Source organism: Pseudomonas aeruginosa (assembly GCF_001457615.1).
In the GTDB taxonomy this organism is placed as follows: domain Bacteria; phylum Pseudomonadota; class Gammaproteobacteria; order Pseudomonadales; family Pseudomonadaceae; genus Pseudomonas; species Pseudomonas aeruginosa.
The window spans coordinates 531,677-548,929 of record NZ_LN831024.1 but is presented as its reverse complement, the minus strand read 5'-3'; the positions used below and the strand labels follow the sequence as shown (position 1 = coordinate 548,929).

Annotated in this window: 17 protein-coding genes and 1 pseudogene; 11 read left to right on the top strand and 7 right to left on the bottom strand. The window is 64.9% G+C overall.

Annotation, left to right across the window (positions count from 1 at the left end; translation table 11 throughout):
- Positions 1 to 346: 346 nt before the first annotated feature.
- The 3 genes and pseudogenes from AT700_RS02490 (at position 347) to AT700_RS02480 (ending at position 3,149) form a co-directional block, all read left to right on the top strand.
- Positions 347 to 1,048, top strand: a complete 702-nt coding sequence (locus AT700_RS02490) for a molecular chaperone (protein WP_003118852.1) — start codon at positions 347 to 349, stop codon at positions 1,046 to 1,048.
- Between the two features lie 15 nt (positions 1,049 to 1,063).
- A pseudogene (locus tag AT700_RS02485) lies at positions 1,064 to 2,070 on the top strand (fimbrial protein).
- Positions 2,071 to 2,147: 77 nt separating this feature from the next.
- Positions 2,148 to 3,149: a fimbrial protein gene (locus AT700_RS02480; protein ID WP_003113251.1), complete on the top strand. Its 1,002-nt coding sequence runs from the start codon at positions 2,148 to 2,150 to the stop codon at positions 3,147 to 3,149.
- A gap of 43 nt (positions 3,150 to 3,192) precedes the next feature.
- Here the strand turns inward: AT700_RS02480 and AT700_RS02475 are convergent, their stop codons facing one another.
- From AT700_RS02475 to AT700_RS02455, 5 genes are all read right to left on the bottom strand, one after another.
- The gene (locus AT700_RS02475) at positions 3,193 to 4,170 is read right to left on the bottom strand and encodes a biotin-dependent carboxyltransferase family protein (protein ID WP_003084819.1); all 978 of its coding nucleotides are present in this window, start codon (positions 4,168 to 4,170) and stop codon (positions 3,193 to 3,195) included.
- The gene (locus AT700_RS02470; protein ID WP_016852390.1) at positions 4,160 to 5,038 is read right to left on the bottom strand and encodes a 5-oxoprolinase subunit B family protein; all 879 of its coding nucleotides are present in this window, start codon (positions 5,036 to 5,038) and stop codon (positions 4,160 to 4,162) included. The genes AT700_RS02475 and AT700_RS02470 overlap by 11 nt, the downstream gene beginning before the upstream one ends.
- A 1-nt stretch (position 5,039) precedes the next feature.
- A complete protein-coding gene (locus AT700_RS02465; RefSeq protein WP_034071709.1) occupies positions 5,040 to 6,416 on the bottom strand; it encodes an acetyl-CoA carboxylase biotin carboxylase subunit in 1,377 nt (458 codons plus the stop codon).
- Between the two features lie 10 nt (positions 6,417 to 6,426).
- A complete protein-coding gene (locus tag AT700_RS02460; protein WP_003084813.1) occupies positions 6,427 to 6,675 on the bottom strand; it encodes an acetyl-CoA carboxylase in 249 nt (82 codons plus the stop codon).
- A 76-nt stretch (positions 6,676 to 6,751) separates the two neighbouring features.
- Complete coding sequence (locus tag AT700_RS02455) at positions 6,752 to 7,510, bottom strand: 5-oxoprolinase subunit PxpA (RefSeq protein ID WP_003103315.1); 759 nt, start codon at positions 7,508 to 7,510, stop codon at positions 6,752 to 6,754.
- Between the two features lie 117 nt (positions 7,511 to 7,627).
- On the opposite strand from AT700_RS02455, the gene AT700_RS02450 reads away from it, so the two are divergent.
- From AT700_RS02450 to rarD, 7 genes are all read left to right on the top strand, one after another.
- Positions 7,628 to 8,554, top strand: a complete 927-nt coding sequence (locus AT700_RS02450) for a LysR family transcriptional regulator (protein ID WP_078801515.1) — start codon at positions 7,628 to 7,630, stop codon at positions 8,552 to 8,554.
- Between the two features lie 53 nt (positions 8,555 to 8,607).
- Positions 8,608 to 8,901: a hypothetical protein gene (locus tag AT700_RS02445; RefSeq protein WP_003084806.1), complete on the top strand. Its 294-nt coding sequence runs from the start codon at positions 8,608 to 8,610 to the stop codon at positions 8,899 to 8,901.
- A gap of 138 nt (positions 8,902 to 9,039) precedes the next feature.
- Complete coding sequence (locus AT700_RS02440) at positions 9,040 to 9,765, top strand: ComF family protein (protein ID WP_019681102.1); 726 nt, start codon at positions 9,040 to 9,042, stop codon at positions 9,763 to 9,765.
- Positions 9,766 to 9,806: 41 nt separating this feature from the next.
- Positions 9,807 to 10,127: a YfiM family lipoprotein gene (locus tag AT700_RS02435; protein ID WP_004365177.1), complete on the top strand. Its 321-nt coding sequence runs from the start codon at positions 9,807 to 9,809 to the stop codon at positions 10,125 to 10,127.
- A gap of 67 nt (positions 10,128 to 10,194) precedes the next feature.
- On the top strand, positions 10,195 to 10,953 hold the full coding sequence (locus AT700_RS02430; RefSeq protein ID WP_003084796.1) for a TOBE domain-containing protein: 759 nt from the start codon (positions 10,195 to 10,197) through the stop codon (positions 10,951 to 10,953).
- A gap of 61 nt (positions 10,954 to 11,014) precedes the next feature.
- Complete coding sequence (locus AT700_RS02425; protein ID WP_003103303.1) at positions 11,015 to 11,989, top strand: serine/threonine protein kinase; 975 nt, start codon at positions 11,015 to 11,017, stop codon at positions 11,987 to 11,989.
- A gap of 202 nt (positions 11,990 to 12,191) precedes the next feature.
- Positions 12,192 to 13,088, top strand: a complete 897-nt coding sequence (rarD, locus tag AT700_RS02420; RefSeq protein WP_003103301.1) for an EamA family transporter RarD — start codon at positions 12,192 to 12,194, stop codon at positions 13,086 to 13,088.
- Positions 13,089 to 13,777: 689 nt separating this feature from the next.
- Here the strand turns inward: rarD and AT700_RS02415 are convergent.
- Positions 13,778 to 14,293: a glycine cleavage system protein R gene (locus AT700_RS02415; protein ID WP_003084789.1), complete on the bottom strand. Its 516-nt coding sequence runs from the start codon at positions 14,291 to 14,293 to the stop codon at positions 13,778 to 13,780.
- Positions 14,294 to 14,324: 31 nt separating this feature from the next.
- A complete protein-coding gene (locus tag AT700_RS02410; protein ID WP_003105215.1) occupies positions 14,325 to 14,768 on the bottom strand; it encodes a GNAT family N-acetyltransferase in 444 nt (147 codons plus the stop codon).
- Positions 14,769 to 15,074: 306 nt separating this feature from the next.
- On the opposite strand from AT700_RS02410, the gene AT700_RS02405 reads away from it, so the two are divergent.
- Positions 15,075 to 17,252 carry a malate synthase G gene (locus AT700_RS02405; RefSeq protein ID WP_003105217.1) on the top strand — a complete coding sequence of 726 codons (2,178 nt, stop codon included), beginning with the start codon at positions 15,075 to 15,077 and terminating at the stop codon, positions 17,250 to 17,252.
- Position 17,253: the final 1 nt, after the last annotated feature.

Below are 17,253 nucleotides of genomic sequence, written 5' to 3'. Positions count from 1 at the left end.
AGAAACGGCGCAACTACCTCGGAAAACTACAAGTAATGCTTAGGATATTTCCTACAAGAAATAGGAAATATCTTATTTATATATTCCCTAGCAGGTTTCTAACATGGAGAAACATTGAATCTCTTGCCACCCTAGCGGTGCGCAACGAAAACAAGTTATCCAGACTTGAACCATGAACGCAACCAACCACCCTAAATATAGCCATTCAAAGCGCAGCGGAAGTATAACGAAAAATATATTCGACCCTTCCGACCAACCACTTTCCAAAACACGATACGGGTTTCATTCGGGCACATTCAGGAATATGAATGGAAAGCGCCTCTTCCAGGTCCGAAGTTGGCTTCGGATGGTTCTTGCATCGATATTCGCCTGGCTGTGCATGTCCGCCCATGCCGATCTCTCGTTCGACGGCCAGAACCGTTTCGTGATGAAAGGCAAGCGCCTGCCGATCACGCTGGTCAACGAGGGCAAGGAGCCGGCCCTGGCGGAAATCTCCCTGGATTGGGGTACCGACGGCAAGGGGCAGGCGCTGCCCTTCGCCGTGTCCAGGCCGCTGCTCCGCCTGGGCGCCGGCCAGCGGGCCAAGGTAGAGGTGCTCTACCAGGGCCAGGGCCTGCCCACCGACCGCGAGACCTACCTGCTGTTGAGCGTGCTGGACGTGCCGCACGCGCCCAGTACTCCCGAGACCCTGCAGATCGCCCTACGCCATCGCTTCAAGCTGTTCTATCGGCCGCCCCTGGAAGCCACCGTCGAGCAGGCGAACGAGGGCGTGACGTGGACGCTCGGCACCAGCGGCAATCCGAAGGCACACAATCCTTCGCCCTACCACATCACCTTCAGCCAGTTGGAGTTCCTCGACGCATCGGAGCGGAGCTGCGGCGAAGCCATCGAACACCTGATGCTGGCGCCCTTCTCCAATCACCAGTTCGACATCGCCGCCTGCCATCCCGACAAAGTGCGTTACGCGATCGTCAGCGACGGAGGGAACCTCCACCCTTATCACGGCGCATTGAAATCAGGCGTAGAGACCAACGCCAAACACCCATGAGGCCCGGAATACACCATGAATGCAATTACCCGAACACTACTTGTGGGAATGCTGGTTGCGTTGGCGCAGAAAGGTTATGCGCTGACCTGCGAAAGAGCGGACAACAAGGCAACGATCGACTATGTCAACATCGACACGAGCATCGCCGTGCCTTCGGCTCTGCCCAAGGACACCGTGCTCTGGCGCTCTCCAACCTACGATTTCTCCGTCAGGTGTTACCAGGAGCGCGAAAACACCGGACCTGAGGACGTCTATTTCTATCTCAGTCCGGACGGCCAGGGCGCATTGGGCTCGGACCTGGAGGTGGGCATCAACCTGAACGGCGAGGACCTCCGTTGTTCCTCGCTCCCCGGCTGCCGGCAGAAGATAGGCATGCATTTCGATGGTTGCTGGACAGGAGGACGGGGGGGATGCGAAGGCATGGCTCAGACCAAGCAGGTCCGTTTCCAGATCTTCCTCTCCAAACTCGCCGCCCCACTCCCGGCAAGGAAGGTCCCATCACGGGCGTAAACTCCTACGCACTGTTCCAGTTCGATGGAGTGGGAGGCATCAACAACCTGGGGGGCCGGAACCTACGTATGTATGCCCTTGGCATGAACAACCTCCGCTACGTCGCCTGCACCTCCACGCTAAGCATTTCTCCAAAAACCCTCAACTTCCAGATACTGCAATCGCAATTTGCCGCACAGAATCTGGTCATCAAAGAACTTCCCTTCAGCATCACCGCCAATAAGAGCTGCAACAGCGCCTATGGCCTGAACGCTATGTTCATTCCCGCCAGCAATACCACCCTGTCGAGCACGGATACGTTGCTGGCCAAGGACAATCCAACAGTGGGCATCAGGCTCCTCAATGAGGATCGCAGCGTCATCAGTATCGGTAAGGAGTTCGAGTTCATTCCCTACGCCCCAACCCAGACGACGGTGACGAAGAACTTTCTCGCCCAACTGAGGTGGATGACGAGCAGACCCATTCTAGGCCCGTTCAACGCCACCGCCGCGATAGAGGTCTATTACAAGTGACCGCTAGGCCGCACCTGCAACAGGCGCGGCATGCTCTGCAAAAACAAGAATCGATTAACAACCTGCAGAAGAACCCCATGAATGCCTTCATCCGTTACATGCTTGTCGCAATGCTGCTCGTCCTGTCGCAGAAAAGCTTCGCCTTGATGTGCTGGAAATCGGACAACAAGCAAACCGAAGATTATGTCTACATCGATACGAGCATCGCTGTTCCATCGGTCCTCCCCAAGGACACCGTACTCTGGCGGTCTCCGAACTACTCCATATCGATCACTTGCTTCCAGGATCGCGACTGGGGGCCAGAGCAGGTCTATTTCTACCTGAGTCCAACCGGTCAGGGCGCGCTGGGTTCGGACCTGGAGGTGGGCATCAACCTGAACGGCGAAGACCTGCGCTGCTCGACACTCGACAAGTGCCGAAAGGAGATCGGCATGCACTTCGATGGTTGCTGGACGGGACGAGGTTGCGAAGGCAGGGCGAAGAAGATGACCGTCAACTTCAACTTCTTTCTCTCCAAGCGGGCAGGTCCCAGTACCGGTAAGGAAGGTCCTATCACAGGGGTAAACGCCTACCCGATTTTCCAGTTCGATGGCGAGAGCGCTATCAATAACATAGGGGGGTACAACTTCCGCATGACCCTCCACGGCTTGAATAACCTTCGCTACGTCGCCTGCGCGTCCACAATCAGCCTTTCTCCAAAAACCGTCGACTTCCAAAGCCTGCAGGCCTATTTCGCCAGCCGGGACCAGATCCTCAAGGAACTTCCGTTCAGCGTCACCGCCAATAAGAACTGCAGCAGCGCCTATGGCCTGAACGCGATGTTCCTCCCCTCCGGCAGCACCTCCCTGTGGGGTTCGGACACTCTTTTGGATAACAACAACAAGTCCGTGGGAATCCGACTTCTCAAGCAGGAAGACCGCAGCATCATCGATATCGGCAAGGAGTTCGTACTGGTGCCCAATAGCCAGAACCAATTGGTGGTCATAAGAAACTTCCTCGCCCAGGTGAGGTGGATGACGGGCACTCCAACGCCAGGCCCCTTCAACGCCACCGCCGCGATAGAGGTCTACTACAAGTGACCGCCCGGGGCCGCTTCGCAGACCGAAGCGGCCCGGTATCGACTCAGCGCAGGAAGAAGTGCTGGAGTCGTTGCACTTGCCAGTTGTAACGGCGACGCGCCTCGAGACCTTCCTCCAGGCTGACGGCGACGAAACGCGCCTTCTGGTTCGGTTGCATCTGCGCCAGCCGGTTCAGGTCGGGGCTGATCACCGTGCCCAGCGTGGCATATCCCCCACCGGACACCGCATCACGATGCAGGACGATGGGTTCGAGCCCGCCCGGTACCTGGATCGAGCCGATGGGATAGCAGGCGTCGACGATGTTGGACGGGTCCGAGCCTGCGCCGAATGGCTGTTCGCGCGGCTCGAACCGGAGCGCCGTGCCGCCCTTGAAGCGGTAGCCGGTGCGGTCCGCCTCCGAACCGACGGTCCAGGTCTCGGCGAAGAAACGCTCGACCGCGTCGGGGGTCAGGCGATGGACGTAGAGCCCGGGAACCACCCGCAAGCTCACCTCGCCGCCGACCTCCACCTGCAGCGAACGCGGCAGCGCCAAGCCCTCCACGGCAGAGGGCGAGGCAGGCCCCAGGGGCAGCAGGTCGCCCTCCGCCAGCCGTCGTCCCTGCAAGCCACCGATCGCCCCCAGACCGTAGGTCGAACGGCTGCCCAGCACCTCGGGTACCGCGATGCCGCCGTCGATGGCGAGATAGCCACGGGCGCCGGCACGGATGAAGTCGAACCCCAGGACCTGCCCGGCGCGAACCCGGAAGGAAGTATCCAGCGGCATCTCCGCGCCCTCCAGGCGAGGCGTCATGCGCGCCCCGCACACGGCCACCAGGGCGTCGCGCTGGAACTCCAGCTGCGGACCCAGCAGCGCGCACTCCAGCACGGCGGCGGTCGGTGCGTTGCCCACCAGCAGGTTGGCCGCGCGCAGGGCATACTGGTCGAGCGCGCCGGACGGCGGGATGCCCAGGTGATAGTGGCCTTCGCGGCCGGCGTCCTGCACCGAGGTGGCGAGGCCGGGCTTGAGCACCTTAATCGACATACAGCACCTCCTGCAGACGTTGCGTGCAGCCTCGCGGATCGGCGAGGAACGCGTCGAGATCGAAACTCACCGGGCGGATGCGCAGGTCGAATGTGCCCGCTTCGACTTCGGCCGCCATGCGCTCGTACTCGGTCCGCTCGATGGGGCGGAACTGGACGATGTCGCCAGCGCGGAAGAACACCATCGATTCCTCGAGATAGGGCAGGCCCTGGCGGGGATCGAAGATCGGCGCCGGAGTCACGCCGAACATCTGATAGCCGCCGGCACCGCGCACCGAATAGATGCAGCCGAAGCAACCGCCGTGGCCGAGGGTCAGCTTCGGCGTGTCGATGCGCGGACGCAGGTACTTGGGCACCTGCAACTGCCGCTCGCGCTCGACCATCTGGTACATGAACGGCAGGCCGGCGACGAAACCGACCATCGAGACGAACCACGGCGTGCCGCTGTGCGCCTGGATGAACGCCTGCACGTCGGCGTAGCCGTTGATCCGCGCGGCGTACTCGAGGTCGGTGGAGTCCGGGTCCTGGTGACGGTCGCGGAAGCGCATCAGGGTCTCGTGGGTCCAGGGATCGTTGTACAACACCGGCACTTCGACGATACGCGTCTCGATGCTGCGCGCGGCGACCGCCTCGGCTTCCAGGCCGCGTACGGTCTCCAGCAGCGCCTGCGGGGCCAGCCGGTCGGGGTCGAAGCGGACCTGGAACGAGGCGTTGGCCAGGCATACGTCGAGCACCCCGGGCAATTGCAGGGTCTCGATGGCGCGGGTGATCGCCATGCCGCGGAAGAAGGCTTCCAGCGACATGGACTCGGCGACCTCGGCGAACAGGTGCTCGTCGCCGCCGAAGCTGTAGCGGATGTTGGCATGCATCTCAAACCTCCTGCGCGGCGGCGGTCCGCTCGGCGAGCCAGGTTTCCAGGGTAGCGGTATCGAACTGCGCGGCCTGTACCCGCGCATCGGCGAGCAGCCAGCGGTACAGCGGCAGGGTAGTGGCCATGCCGGCCAGCACGGTGCGCTCCAGCGCCTGGCGCGCGCGGGCGAACGCTTCGTCGCGGTCGCGACCATGGACGATCAGCTTGGCCAGCAACGAATCGTAGTAGGGCGGCACCCGGTAGCCGGGATACAGGTGGCTGTCCACTCGCACGCCCTCGCCCTGCGGCCATTCCAGGCGCTCCACGGTGCCGGGGCTGGGGAAGAAATTGCGCGCCGGGTCTTCGGCGTTGATCCGCATCTCCAGCGCCGCGCCGTTCAGGCGAATGTCCTCCTGGCGCCAGGGCAGCGCCTCGCCGGCGGCGATGCGCAGCATGGCCTGGACCAGGTCGATGCCGGTGACCATCTCGCTGACCGGATGCTCGACCTGGATACGGGTGTTCATCTCGATGAAGAAGAACTCGCCGCTGTGCGCGTCGAACAGGTATTCCAGGGTGCCCGCGCCACGATAGCCGAGACTCTGCGCCAGGCGCACCGCGCTCTCGCAGAGGGCCTGGCGCTGCGCGCCGTCCAGCGCCGCCGAAGGTGCCTCCTCGAAGACCTTCTGGCGCCGCCGCTGCAGCGAGCATTCGCGTTCGAACAGATGCACCGCGCGCTCGCCATCGCCGAGGATTTGCACTTCGATGTGCCGTGCCTGGCGGATGAAGCGCTCCAGGTACACCGCCGGCGAACCGAAGGCGGCCTGCGCCTCGCGCTGGGCGATGGGGAATTCCCGACGCAGTTCGTCGGCGTCGTGGGCGATACGGATGCCACGCCCGCCGCCGCCGGCGGAGGCCTTGACCAGCAGCGGATAGCCGACCTCTTCGGCGCAGGCCAGCGCCGCGTCGAGGTCGCCCAGTTCGCCGGGCGAGCCCGGCACCACCGGCACCCCGGCGGCCATCGCGGTACGCCGCGCCTCGGCCTTGTCGCCCATGCGGCGGATGGTCTGCGCCTCCGGACCGACGAAGACCAGGCCGGCCGCCTGCACCGCTTCGGCGAAGGCGGGGTTCTCGGAGAGGAAACCGTAGCCGGGATGGATCGAGTCGGCACCGGTTTCCCGCGCCGCCATGAGAATCGCCTCGATATCCAGGTAGCTCCGGTCGGCCCGCGCAGGGCCGATCAGGCGTACCTCATCGGCCAGCCGCGCGGCCAGCGAATCGCGATCCGCCTCGCTGCACACCGCTACCGTGGGAATGCCCAGTGCCTGCGCGGCGCGGATGATGCGCACGGCGATCTCGCCGCGATTGGCCACCAGCAGCTTGTTCAGTCGCTTGTGCATGGCATCCTCCTCAGGTAGCGCTGGCGATCACCGCCAGCACCTGGCCCGGCTCGATGGCCTCGCCATCTTCCACGTGGAACGCCTGGAGTATGCCGGCCTGCCCGGCCTGCACTTCGGAAAACTGCTTCATCACCTCGATCAGCCCGATCACGCTGCCGGCCTCGACCGCCTGCCCGACCTCCGCGTAGGGCGGCGCGTCGGGGCTGGCCTTGCGATAGAAGGTGCCGGGCAAGGGGGACTGCACGTTATGTTCGGCCATGACGAATCCTCATTATTCGAACGTTGTAGGAAATGGCAGAAAAGCTTGTCGCGAGGCTCGCCGAGGCGAGCGGCGCTCAACGCGGCGCCTTGATGCGGATGCCGGCGCCCTCCAGGCGCGCACGGGTGCTGGCGACCAGCTCCAGGGCACCGGGGGTATCGCTGTGGATGCACACCGAGTCGAAGGCGATGTCGAGGTCCTCGCCCTCGACGGTGCGCACCTTGCCCTCGCGGCAGGCGCGCAGGACCTTGTCGGCGACCTGCTGCGGATCGAGGGCGGCGACCCGCCGGGTGAAGACGATGGAGCCGCTGCGGTCGTAGTCGCGGTCGGCGTAGAACTCGCGCACCAGCGGCTGGCCCAGTTCCCGGCCGATGCGCCAGGTGGCCGAACCGGGCATGCAATAGAGCAGCAGTTCCGGTTCCAGGCGTTGCAGGGTCTCGACGAACAGGCGCGCGGCGACCTCGTCCCGCGCCAGGTGCATGTAGAGCGCGCCGTGGGGCTTGACGTGTTGCAGCGACAGGCCCTGCAGCCGGGCGAATTCGCGCAGTGCGCCAAGCTGGTAGAGCATGTCGTTGACCAGCTCGATGGCCGGCGCGGCGATGTGCCGACGCCCGAAGCCGACCAGGTCGCGGAAGCCCGGATGGGCGCCGATGGCCACGCCATGCTCGGCGGCCATCTCCACGGTGCGGCGCATGCTGCTCGGGTCGCCGGCATGGAAACCGGTGGCGATGTTGGCGCTGCTGATCAGCGGCATGATCGCCGCGTCCACGCCATCGCCGATGGTCCATGGGCCGAAGCCTTCGCCCATGTCGGAATTGAGGTCGACTTCAGTCATTGCCCGCAGGCCTCATCTGTCTTGTTGTTGGATGGAGCCACGGTAAAAGCCGGGAAAGGTATTGGGTAGATTTATTATTCGATAGACTGGTTTCTGAAAAACAGATACCTCCTCCGGATGCTCCCCATGGCCCTGACCCTCCGCCAGGTTCGCTACTTCATCGCCACCGCCGAGTTCGGCCAGATATCCCAGGCCGCCATCCACCTGAACATCTCGCAGTCGGCGGTGACCAGCGCGATCCAGGAACTGGAGGGCATGCTCGGCGTCGCCCTGTTCACCCGCACGGCCCAGGGCATGAACCTGACCGACAGCGGCCGGCACTTCCTCAACCACGCCTATTCGATCCAGCGCAGCGTCGACGACGCGCTCAACAGCCCGCAACCGGACACCCGGGTCGAAGGCACCCTGAAGGTCGCCGCCAGCTATACCGTGATGGGCTATTTCCTCCCCCACCACCTGCAACGCCTGGCGCAGTGGTACCCGGAACTGGAGCTGCAACTGTTCGAGGACGAGCGCGCCAGCATCGAGCGCGGCCTCCTCGACGGTCGCTACGACATCGCCGTGCTGCTCACCGGCAATCTCACCGAGCCCGGGATCGCCGCCGAAACCCTGTTCAACTCCGAGCGCCGGTTGTGGCTGCCCAGCCGCCATCCGCTGGGCGAGAAGGCCGACCTGGGCCTTGCCGACGTGGCCGGCGAGCCCTACATCATGCTCACCGTCGACGAGGCCGGGCAGAGCGCGCTGCGCTACTGGCAACAGAGCGGCCACCGGCCACAGGTGATCCTCCATACCAGTTCGGTGGAAGCGGTGCGCAGCATGGTCGCCAACGGCTCCGGCGTGGCCATCCTCTCCGACCTGGTGTACCGGCCCTGGTCGCTGGAAGGCAAACGCATCGAGACGCTATCGCTGCTCGACCCGGTGCCGTCGATGAGCGTCGGCCTGGCCTGGCGCCGCGACACCGAAGCGAGCGCCGGGATGCGCGCGTTCCGCGAATACTTCCGCCAGTCGTTCCTCGCTCCGCAGCAAAGCAGCAGCCGGCGCTGAACCCGGCGGCTAATCTCTGATCCAACGCTGGGAACACTCAGGACAGGACACTCATGGGTACAGAAGGCTTTTTCGACGGACTGGGCGAGATGCTGGGCAGGGCGATCCGCTTCGTGGTGGACCTGCTCTCCGGCCTGCTGGGCGGCATCTGGGGCGCCATGGACGACTTCCTCCACGGCCTGGCCAGGGCCATCGGCATGGACGCATCGCTGTTCAGCTTCGTCTTCCTGGTGCTCGGCCTGTTGCTGCTCTACAGCGGTATACGCGCCTTCATGCGCCGCTCGATAGTCGGCGGGGTGATCTGGACGGTGCTCGGCCTGATCGTCATGAGCTGGCTCATCCACTGATCCACGCGTCGGCCGTTTCCGCAAGGAGCGAAGGAAGGTTTCGGTTATCCACAGGCGAGTTCCGAACCCGCTGGCAACGGCTGGTCGGCGGCGCGCGCCTGCGGTTGCATGGTGCGACATCCGCCAGGAAGTCCCGCCATGTCGTTCCCGCTTCGTCCTCTCACGCGCTGGCTTTTGCCGCCGCCGGCCTGCCTGCTCTGCGCCGCCCGCAGCGACCAGCCGCCCCGCCCGCTGTGCCGCGCCTGTGCCGCCGACCTGCCCTGGTCGCGCCAGCAGTGCCGGCGCTGCGCCCTGCCCCTGCCGCTGGACGGCCAGGTGTGCGGCGAGTGCCTGCGCCGCCCGCCGGCCTATGAACAGGCGATCGCGCCCTGGCGCTACGCCTTTCCGCTCGACAGCCTGATCAACCGCTTCAAGCACCAGGCGGCCTGGCCGCTGGGGCGGCTGCTCGGCGAGTTGCTGGCGGAACACCTGCGGCAACGCTACGCCGAAGGCCTGCCGCGCCCGGCACGCCTGCTGCCGGTCCCGCTGGCGCCTCGGCGCGAACGTCGTCGCGGCTTCAACCAGGCGCAACAGCTCGCCGAGCGACTGGCTGGCGAGCTGGACCTGCACTGCGATCCGCACAGCCTGCGGCGAGTGCTGGATACTCCGGCCCAGCAGGGGCTGGACGCGACGGTGCGGCGGCGCAACCTGCGCCACGCCTTCGCCCTGGCGCCCGCCAGCGATGTTCGCGGGCTGCACCTGGCACTGGTGGACGACGTGCTCACCACCGGGGCCACCGCCGAGCGCCTTTCCCGCCTGTTGCGCCGGGCGGGCGCCGCGCGGGTCGACGTCTACTGCCTGGCGCGCACGCCGAAGCCCGGCTGAGCTGGGCTAAACTGCCGCGCAACCGATACGGGAGAGGATCCATGCGCGCACTGCTGGTCGTGGCCTGCCTGTTGCTCGGCGGTTGCAGCCACTTCGCCGAAGACGACTGGCTGGGCGAAGACAAGGCCCTGCATTTCGCCAGTTCCGCGGCCCTTACCGCGGCGGGCATGCAGATGGCCCACGACCGCGGCCTGCACGGTGCTCGCCAGGCACGCTTCGGCCTGAGCTTCTCGCTCGCCTTCGGCGTCGGCAAGGAACTCTACGACAGCCGTTCCGCCGGCAGCGGCTGGAGCTGGAAGGACCTCGCCTGGGACCTGGCCGGCGCCGCCGCCGGCTACGGTCTCTACCAGGCCGCCGAGTGACGCCCTTGCGTTTTGCCCATGGCTGTTGGAGCCTTCGCCGTATACGTCCGCTCATAGCGAAGCTTCCATGTCCGCACTCTCCACTCTCGCCCAGCACGTCACCCGTCGCCCGCAACGCATCGCCCTGCTCGCGCAGATCGCCGAACTGGGCTCCATCACCCGTGCGGCGAAGGCCGTGGGCATCAGCTACAAGGGCGCCTGGGACGCCATCGACGAACTGAACAACCTGGCCGAGCGTCCGCTGGTCGAGCGTAGCGTCGGCGGCAAGGGCGGCGGCGGCGCCCGGCTGACCGCCGAGGGCGAACGCCTGCTGGCTCTCTACCGGCGCCTGGAAGCCTTGCAAGCGCAGGTGTTGCAGGCCGCGGAAGACGCCGAGGACCTCAACCTGATCGGCCGCCTGATGCTCCGCACCAGCGCACGCAACCAATTGCACGGGCGGGTCCTGTCGATCCATGGCGAAGGCTTCCACGACCGCATCGCCATCGAGCTGCCAGGCCAGCAACGCATCGAGGCGCTGATCACCCGCGCCAGCACCGAGCAACTCGAACTCGGTCGCGGCCGCCCGGTACTGGCGCTGATCAAGGCCGGCTGGCTGGACGTCGGGCTGGAACCGCGCGAGGACCAGCCGAACCAGTTGCACGGCACCCTGGAGGAAATCCTCGCGGCCAAGGCCGGTCCCAGCGAGGTGCGCATCGCCCTGGGCAGCGGTCTTACCCTCTGCGCGCTGTTGTCCGGCGAACGCCTGGCCAGCCTGGGGCTGAAGAAGGGTCAGAAGGTGATCGCCTCCTTCGATCCGGCCCAGGTCCTGCTCGGCACGCCGCTGTGAACCTGCCGGCCCGCGCCGGCTTGCGTACACTAGGGGTCTTTCGAGCCTTGGATGCCCCGTCATGTCCCATCCCTTCGACCAACTGACCCCCGACCTCGTCCTGGATGCCGTGGAAAGCCTCGGCTATCTCAGCGACGCACGGGTGCTGGCGCTCAACAGCTACGAAAACCGCGTGTACCAGGTCGGCATCGAGGACGGCGAGCCGCTGATCGCCAAGTTCTACCGACCGGACCGCTGGAGCGACGCGGCGATCCGCGAGGAGCACGCCTTCTCCGCCGAGCTGGCGGAATGCGAGGTGCCGGTGGTGGCGCCGCTGTCGCGCGACGGCGAAAGCCTGTTCGCATTCTCCGGCTTCCGCTTCGCCCTGTTCCCCCGGCGCGGCGGGCGCGCGCCCGAGCCGGGCAATCTCGACCAGCTCTACCGCCTCGGCCAGTTGCTCGGCCGCCTGCACGCGGTCGGCGCCACGCGGCCGTTCGAGCACCGCGAGGCGCTCGCTGTGGATAACTTCGGCCACGCCTCGCTGGCCACCCTGCTGGAAGGCAATTTCATCCCCAGGAGCCTGCTGCCGGCCTACGAGTCGGTCGCCCGCGACCTGCTGAAACGCCTCGACGCCCTGTTCGCCGAGGTGCCCTACCAGCCGATCCGCCTGCACGGCGACTGCCATCCGGGCAACCTGCTGTGCCGCGACGAGGTCTACCACATGGTCGATCTCGACGACTGCCGCATGGGCCCGGCCCTCCAGGACCTGTGGATGATGCTCGCCGGCGAGCGCCACGAACGCCTGGCGCAGATTGCCGAACTGGTCGACGGCTACAACGAGTTCCACGACTTCGAGCCGCGCCAGCTACCGCTGCTCGAAGGCCTGCGCAGCCTCCGCCTGATGCACTACAGCGCCTGGCTCGCGCGGCGCTGGGACGACCCGGCGTTCCCGCCGAGCTTCCCCTGGTTCGGCAGCGAACGTTACTGGGGCGAGCAGGTGCTGGTGCTGCGCGAACAACTGGCGGCGCTGGACGAGGAACCGCTGCGGCTGTTCTGAGCCTCCTGCGGACGGGGCGAATGGCGCGCGGCGCTATCCGTCCCGCCGCGGGGCAGGCGAGGGAACGGCAAGTGTGCCGGTGCTTTTCCGCGGGAACTGTGCGCAGACAAGCTCGCCACCCCCCTACTAGAATTCACAGGTCATCCGCGCGTGCATACCGTGCACGGCCATTCTTACCTGCCTGACGTTTCAAGGATTCTCCATGGCGACCGCCAACCTCCGTCGGGGCTATGTCCTCGGCCTGACGGCTTATGTGATCTGGGGACTGTTCCCGCTCTACTTCAAACTGCTCGAACGCATTCCCGCGGTGGAAATCATCGTACAGCGCGCGGTCTGGTCGGCCCTGTTCGGCGCCGTCCTGCTGCTGTTCTGGAAGCACCCGGGCTGGTGGCGCGAGCTACGCCAGAATCCGCAGCGCTTCGTCGTGCTGGCCGCCAGCGGACTGCTGATCGCCAGCAACTGGATGACCTATGTCTGGGCGGTGAACAACGGCCACATGCTGGAAGCCAGCCTGGGCTACTACATCAATCCGCTGATCAACGTGATGCTCGGCATGTTGCTGCTCAAGGAACGCCTGCGTCCCCTGCAATGGCTGGCGGTAGCCCTGGCTTCGCTGGGCGTGGCGCAGCAGGTCTGGCAACTCGGCAGCCTGCCTTGGGTGTCGCTGGTGCTGGCCCTGACCTTCGGCTTCTACGGCCTGATCCGCAAAAAGGCGCCGGTCGCCGCGCTGCCCGGACTGGTGGTGGAAACCTGGCTGCTGCTGCCGCTGGCGCTGGTCTGGTTGCTGTTTTTCGCCGACGGGCCGACCAGCGAAACGGCTTTCTGGAGCACCCCGGAAGCCCTGTGGGTGGTCGCCGCGGGCCCGGTGACGCTGGTTCCGCTGGTCTGCTTCAACGCTGCGGCAAGGCACCTGCCCTACGCCACCCTGGGCTTCCTGCAATACCTGGCGCCGACGCTGGTCCTGCTACAGGCGATCCTGCTGTTCGGCGAGCATCTGGACTCCAGCCGCCTGACCGCCTTCGCTTTCATCTGGCTCGCCCTGGCCGTCTACAGCTTCGACGCCTGGCGCAGCCTGCGCCGCCTTCCCCAGCCGGGCTGACGTTATCCCCAGGCTTGCGGAACTCCGCAAGCCTGGCGAAAAAACACGCACTCCTTCCTATCCCCCGCCAATACTGACGCTCAGCGATCCACCCCAGGCTTTTCCACAGGATCATGCACGCACTTTGTGCATATACCTGCCTTCTCCTCTCCGCAGGCACGTGGATAACTCTTCGGAAGAGGCCCTGCAAAGCGCCTGATCAGTCTTTGAGCATACCGCTGCATGCAAGGCTTACCAAGGGTTACAACGATATACACAAGGCTTATCCACAAATCTGCCCAAGGCTTTTGTGAGCAACTGTGGATGAACCGGAAAAGCCATCGATCAAAAAACGTACGGATACCTGTAATACCGATGAATAAAGGCCTTCATGGATTTTTCCCCGGCTTACCCACAGACTGCTCCACGTTATTTGTGCACAGGGGCAACGATAGCGGCGAAGGTTAATCCACAAGCAAAAGCGCAAGAGAGGCTGCTCAGAAAACGATCAAACCCTTGTATCGCCCATGGATAGAGGCCTGCAAGGTTATCCACACAGAATACCCACAGGCTGGTCCACCTGGTTTGGGAATAACCGCAACGCAGCTGGTCAAAAAACGCGCTACGACCTCCAAGCCTCGCGGCGCCTGGGCTTCAGGGTTTCACCCAAGGCTTTTCCACAGGCCCGTCCCCGGCTTTCCTGAACAACTTCAGGACGCGTCCAGCACCAACTCCACCATCAGGTCGTCGGCCAGGTCTTCCAGTCGCTCGCGCAGGGTGTCCAGCGACAGGGTCAGCGGCACCGCCAGCAGCGCATCGGCATGGAACAGCGGTTCGCTGCTCATCGGCGCCGGGCGCACTTCGGTGGACAGGCTCTCCAGGTTCACCCCGTGCTCGGCCAGCAGCCGGGTGATGTCGCGCACGATACCGGGGCGGTCGTTGCCCACCAGGTCGAGGTGGATAGGCTTCCAGTTGCATACCGGCTCGATCCCGCTTTCCGCCAGGAGCACGCGGATACCGTGGCTGGACAGGCCCTGTAGCCCTTCCACCAGTTCGTCGTAGCCTTCCGCCGGCACGGCCACCCGCAGTATCCCGGCGAACTGCCCGGCCATCCGCGACATGCGGCTTTCCAGCCAGTTGCCGCCGTGGGAGGCGATGCATTGGGCGATGCGCTCGACCAGGCCGGGATGGTCGGTGGCGATCACGGTCAGGACCAGGTGATCCATGAGCTTGCCTCCTGCTGGGACGAATGGGAGTTCAGAGCTGCAGCCAGTAAGTGTAGAACTGTTCGTCACGGACATAGCCGAGGCGCTCGTAGAGCGACTGCCCGGCGTGGTTGGTCTTCGCCGTCTCCAGTTGCAGGCCGCAGGCGCCCATGCTTTCGGCGAAACCCCGGGCCTGGTTCATCAGGGCCTCGCCGACACCCCGGCGACGCGCCTCCGGGCGGACGTAGAGATCGCTGAGCAGCCACGAAGGTCGTAGCGCCAGGGAGGCGAACAGCGGATAGAGTTGGACGAAGCCCAGCGCCCGCGCCTCGGCATCCCTGGCCAGGAACAGGGTCGAATCGCCCTGGCGCAGGCGCTCGGCGAGGAATGCGCGAACCTGCTCTTCCGGCGCCGGCACTTCGTAGAAGTCGAGGTAGGCGGAAAACAGCGGAACCAGGTCGGCGAGATCGGCGAGGGATGCGGCATGGACGGGCATGGCGAGGCTCCTGAGGCGATTCCGAGAGTATAGGCAAGGCGCTCGCAGCGCAGTGAAACATCCTGCGACGCCGCGCCGCAGTTGGGCTCGCGATAAATCGTGTACTGTTTTTAGATTTATCTGGAACAAAGTACAGTTTTTTTGCGAACATTGAGCCTGGCCAACGTGACCGTGAAGCGTCATCCAGTCGTAACGCGACGCGTAACCACTGATTTTTCCCGCGGCATCATGTAGTATGCCGCGGCTCGGACTACAAGGCCGTGCGGCCCGGGTCCAGAGCTGGTCTAGAGCAGAGTGAGGCAAACAATGACTGAACGCGTTCAAGTCGGTGGCCTGCAGGTCGCCAAAGTCCTGTTCGACTTCGTGAACAACGAAGCCATCCCCGGAACCGGCGTCTCTGCCGACACGTTCTGGACCGGTGCGGAGGCCGTGATCAACGACCTGGCGCCGAAGAATAAAGCCCTGCTCGCCAAGCGCGACGAACTCCAGGCCAAGATCGACGGCTGGCACCAGGCTCGCGCCGGCCAGGCCCACGACGCCGCTGCCTACAAGGCCTTCCTCGAGGAAATCGGCTACCTGCTGCCCGAGGCGGAAGACTTCCAGGCCGGCACCCAGAACGTCGACGACGAGATCGCCCGCATGGCCGGCCCGCAGCTGGTGGTGCCGGTGATGAATGCGCGCTTCGCCCTCAACGCCTCCAACGCCCGCTGGGGCTCGCTGTACGACGCGCTCTACGGCACCGACGTGATCAGCGAAGAAGGCGGCGCCGAGAAAGGCAAGGGCTACAACAAGGTTCGCGGCGACAAGGTCATCGCCTTCGCTCGCGCCTTCCTCGACGAGGCCGCGCCGCTGGAGTCCGGCTCCCATGTCGACGCCACTTCCTACAGCGTGAAGAACGGCGCGCTGGTCGTCGCGCTGAAGAACGGTAGCGAAACCGGCCTGAAGAACGCTGGCCAGTTCCTTGCCTTCCAGGGCGACGCCGCCAAGCCGCAAGCGGTACTGCTCAAGCACAACGGCCTGCACTTCGAAATCCAGATCGACCCGAGCAGCCCGGTCGGCCAGACCGATGCCGCAGGCGTGAAGGACGTGCTGATGGAGGCCGCCCTCACCACCATCATGGACTGCGAGGACTCGGTCGCCGCGGTCGACGCCGACGACAAGGTAGTGATCTACCGCAACTGGCTGGGCCTGATGAAAGGCGACCTGGCCGAGGAAGTCAGCAAGGGCGGCAGCACCTTCACCCGCACCATGAACCCGGACCGCGTCTACACCAGGGCCGACGGTTCCGAACTGACCCTGCACGGCCGCTCGCTGCTGTTCGTGCGCAACGTCGGCCACCTGATGACCAACGATGCGATCCTCGACAAGGACGGCAACGAAGTGCCGGAAGGCATCCAGGACGGTCTGTTCACCAGCCTGATCGCCATTCATGACCTGAACGGCAACACCAGCCGCAAGAACAGCCGCACCGGCAGCGTGTATATCGTCAAGCCGAAGATGCACGGTCCGGAAGAAGCCGCCTTCACCAACGAGCTGTTCGGCCGCGTCGAGGACGTCCTCGGCCTGCCGCGCAACACCCTGAAGGTCGGCATCATGGACGAGGAGCGCCGCACCACCGTGAACCTGAAGGCCTGCATCAAGGCGGCCAAGGATCGCGTGGTGTTCATCAACACCGGCTTCCTCGACCGCACCGGCGACGAGATCCACACCTCCATGGAAGCCGGCGCCGTGGTGCGCAAGGGCGCCATGAAGTCGGAGAAGTGGATCGGCGCCTACGAGAACAACAACGTCGACGTCGGCCTGGCCACCGGCCTGCAAGGCAAGGCGCAGATCGGCAAGGGCATGTGGGCCATGCCCGACCTGATGGCCGCCATGCTCGAGCAGAAGATCGGCCATCCGCTGGCCGGCGCCAACACCGCCTGGGTCCCGTCGCCGACCGCCGCGACCCTGCACGCCCTGCATTACCACAAGGTCGACGTGTTCGCCCGCCAGGCCGAGCTGGCCAAGCGCACCCCGGCCTCGGTGGACGACATCCTGACCATTCCGCTGGCGCCGAACACCAACTGGACCGCGGAAGAGATCAAGAACGAGGTGGACAACAACGCCCAGGGCATCCTCGGCTATGTCGTCCGCTGGATCGACCAGGGCGTCGGCTGCTCCAAGGTGCCGGACATCAACGACGTCGGTCTGATGGAAGACCGCGCCACCCTGCGCATCTCCAGCCAACTGCTGGCCAACTGGCTGCGTCACGGCGTGATCAGCCAGGAGCAGGTGGTCGAGAGCCTCAAGCGCATGGCCGTGGTGGTCGACCGGCAGAACGCCAGCGACCCGTCCTACCGGCCGATGGCGCCGAACTTCGACGACAACGTCGCGTTCCAGGCCGCCCTGGAGCTGGTGGTGGAAGGCACCCGGCAGCCGAACGGCTATACCGAGCCGGTCCTGCATCGCCGCCGCCGTGAGTTCAAGGCGAAGAACGGGCTATAGG

What these genes read in the sequence shown, in the direction of transcription:
- AT700_RS02490 (WP_003118852.1), top strand. Translation starts at nt 347, where the DNA reads ATGGTTCTTGCATCGATATTCGCCTGGCTGTGCATGTCCGCCCATGCC.
- AT700_RS02480 (WP_003113251.1), top strand. Translation starts at nt 2,148, where the DNA reads ATGAATGCCTTCATCCGTTACATGCTTGTCGCAATGCTGCTCGTCCTG.
- AT700_RS02475 (WP_003084819.1), bottom strand. Translation starts at nt 4,170, where the DNA reads ATGTCGATTAAGGTGCTCAAGCCCGGCCTCGCCACCTCGGTGCAGGAC.
- AT700_RS02470 (WP_016852390.1), bottom strand. Translation starts at nt 5,038, where the DNA reads ATGCATGCCAACATCCGCTACAGCTTCGGCGGCGACGAGCACCTGTTC.
- AT700_RS02465 (WP_034071709.1), bottom strand. Translation starts at nt 6,416, where the DNA reads ATGCACAAGCGACTGAACAAGCTGCTGGTGGCCAATCGCGGCGAGATC.
- AT700_RS02460 (WP_003084813.1), bottom strand. Translation starts at nt 6,675, where the DNA reads ATGGCCGAACATAACGTGCAGTCCCCCTTGCCCGGCACCTTCTATCGC.
- AT700_RS02455 (WP_003103315.1), bottom strand. Translation starts at nt 7,510, where the DNA reads ATGACTGAAGTCGACCTCAATTCCGACATGGGCGAAGGCTTCGGCCCA.
- AT700_RS02450 (WP_078801515.1), top strand. Translation starts at nt 7,628, where the DNA reads ATGCTCCCCATGGCCCTGACCCTCCGCCAGGTTCGCTACTTCATCGCC.
- AT700_RS02445 (WP_003084806.1), top strand. Translation starts at nt 8,608, where the DNA reads ATGGGTACAGAAGGCTTTTTCGACGGACTGGGCGAGATGCTGGGCAGG.
- AT700_RS02440 (WP_019681102.1), top strand. Translation starts at nt 9,040, where the DNA reads ATGTCGTTCCCGCTTCGTCCTCTCACGCGCTGGCTTTTGCCGCCGCCG.
- AT700_RS02435 (WP_004365177.1), top strand. Translation starts at nt 9,807, where the DNA reads ATGCGCGCACTGCTGGTCGTGGCCTGCCTGTTGCTCGGCGGTTGCAGC.
- AT700_RS02430 (WP_003084796.1), top strand. Translation starts at nt 10,195, where the DNA reads ATGTCCGCACTCTCCACTCTCGCCCAGCACGTCACCCGTCGCCCGCAA.
- AT700_RS02425 (WP_003103303.1), top strand. Translation starts at nt 11,015, where the DNA reads ATGTCCCATCCCTTCGACCAACTGACCCCCGACCTCGTCCTGGATGCC.
- rarD (WP_003103301.1), top strand. Translation starts at nt 12,192, where the DNA reads ATGGCGACCGCCAACCTCCGTCGGGGCTATGTCCTCGGCCTGACGGCT.
- AT700_RS02415 (WP_003084789.1), bottom strand. Translation starts at nt 14,293, where the DNA reads ATGGATCACCTGGTCCTGACCGTGATCGCCACCGACCATCCCGGCCTG.
- AT700_RS02410 (WP_003105215.1), bottom strand. Translation starts at nt 14,768, where the DNA reads ATGCCCGTCCATGCCGCATCCCTCGCCGATCTCGCCGACCTGGTTCCG.
- AT700_RS02405 (WP_003105217.1), top strand. Translation starts at nt 15,075, where the DNA reads ATGACTGAACGCGTTCAAGTCGGTGGCCTGCAGGTCGCCAAAGTCCTG.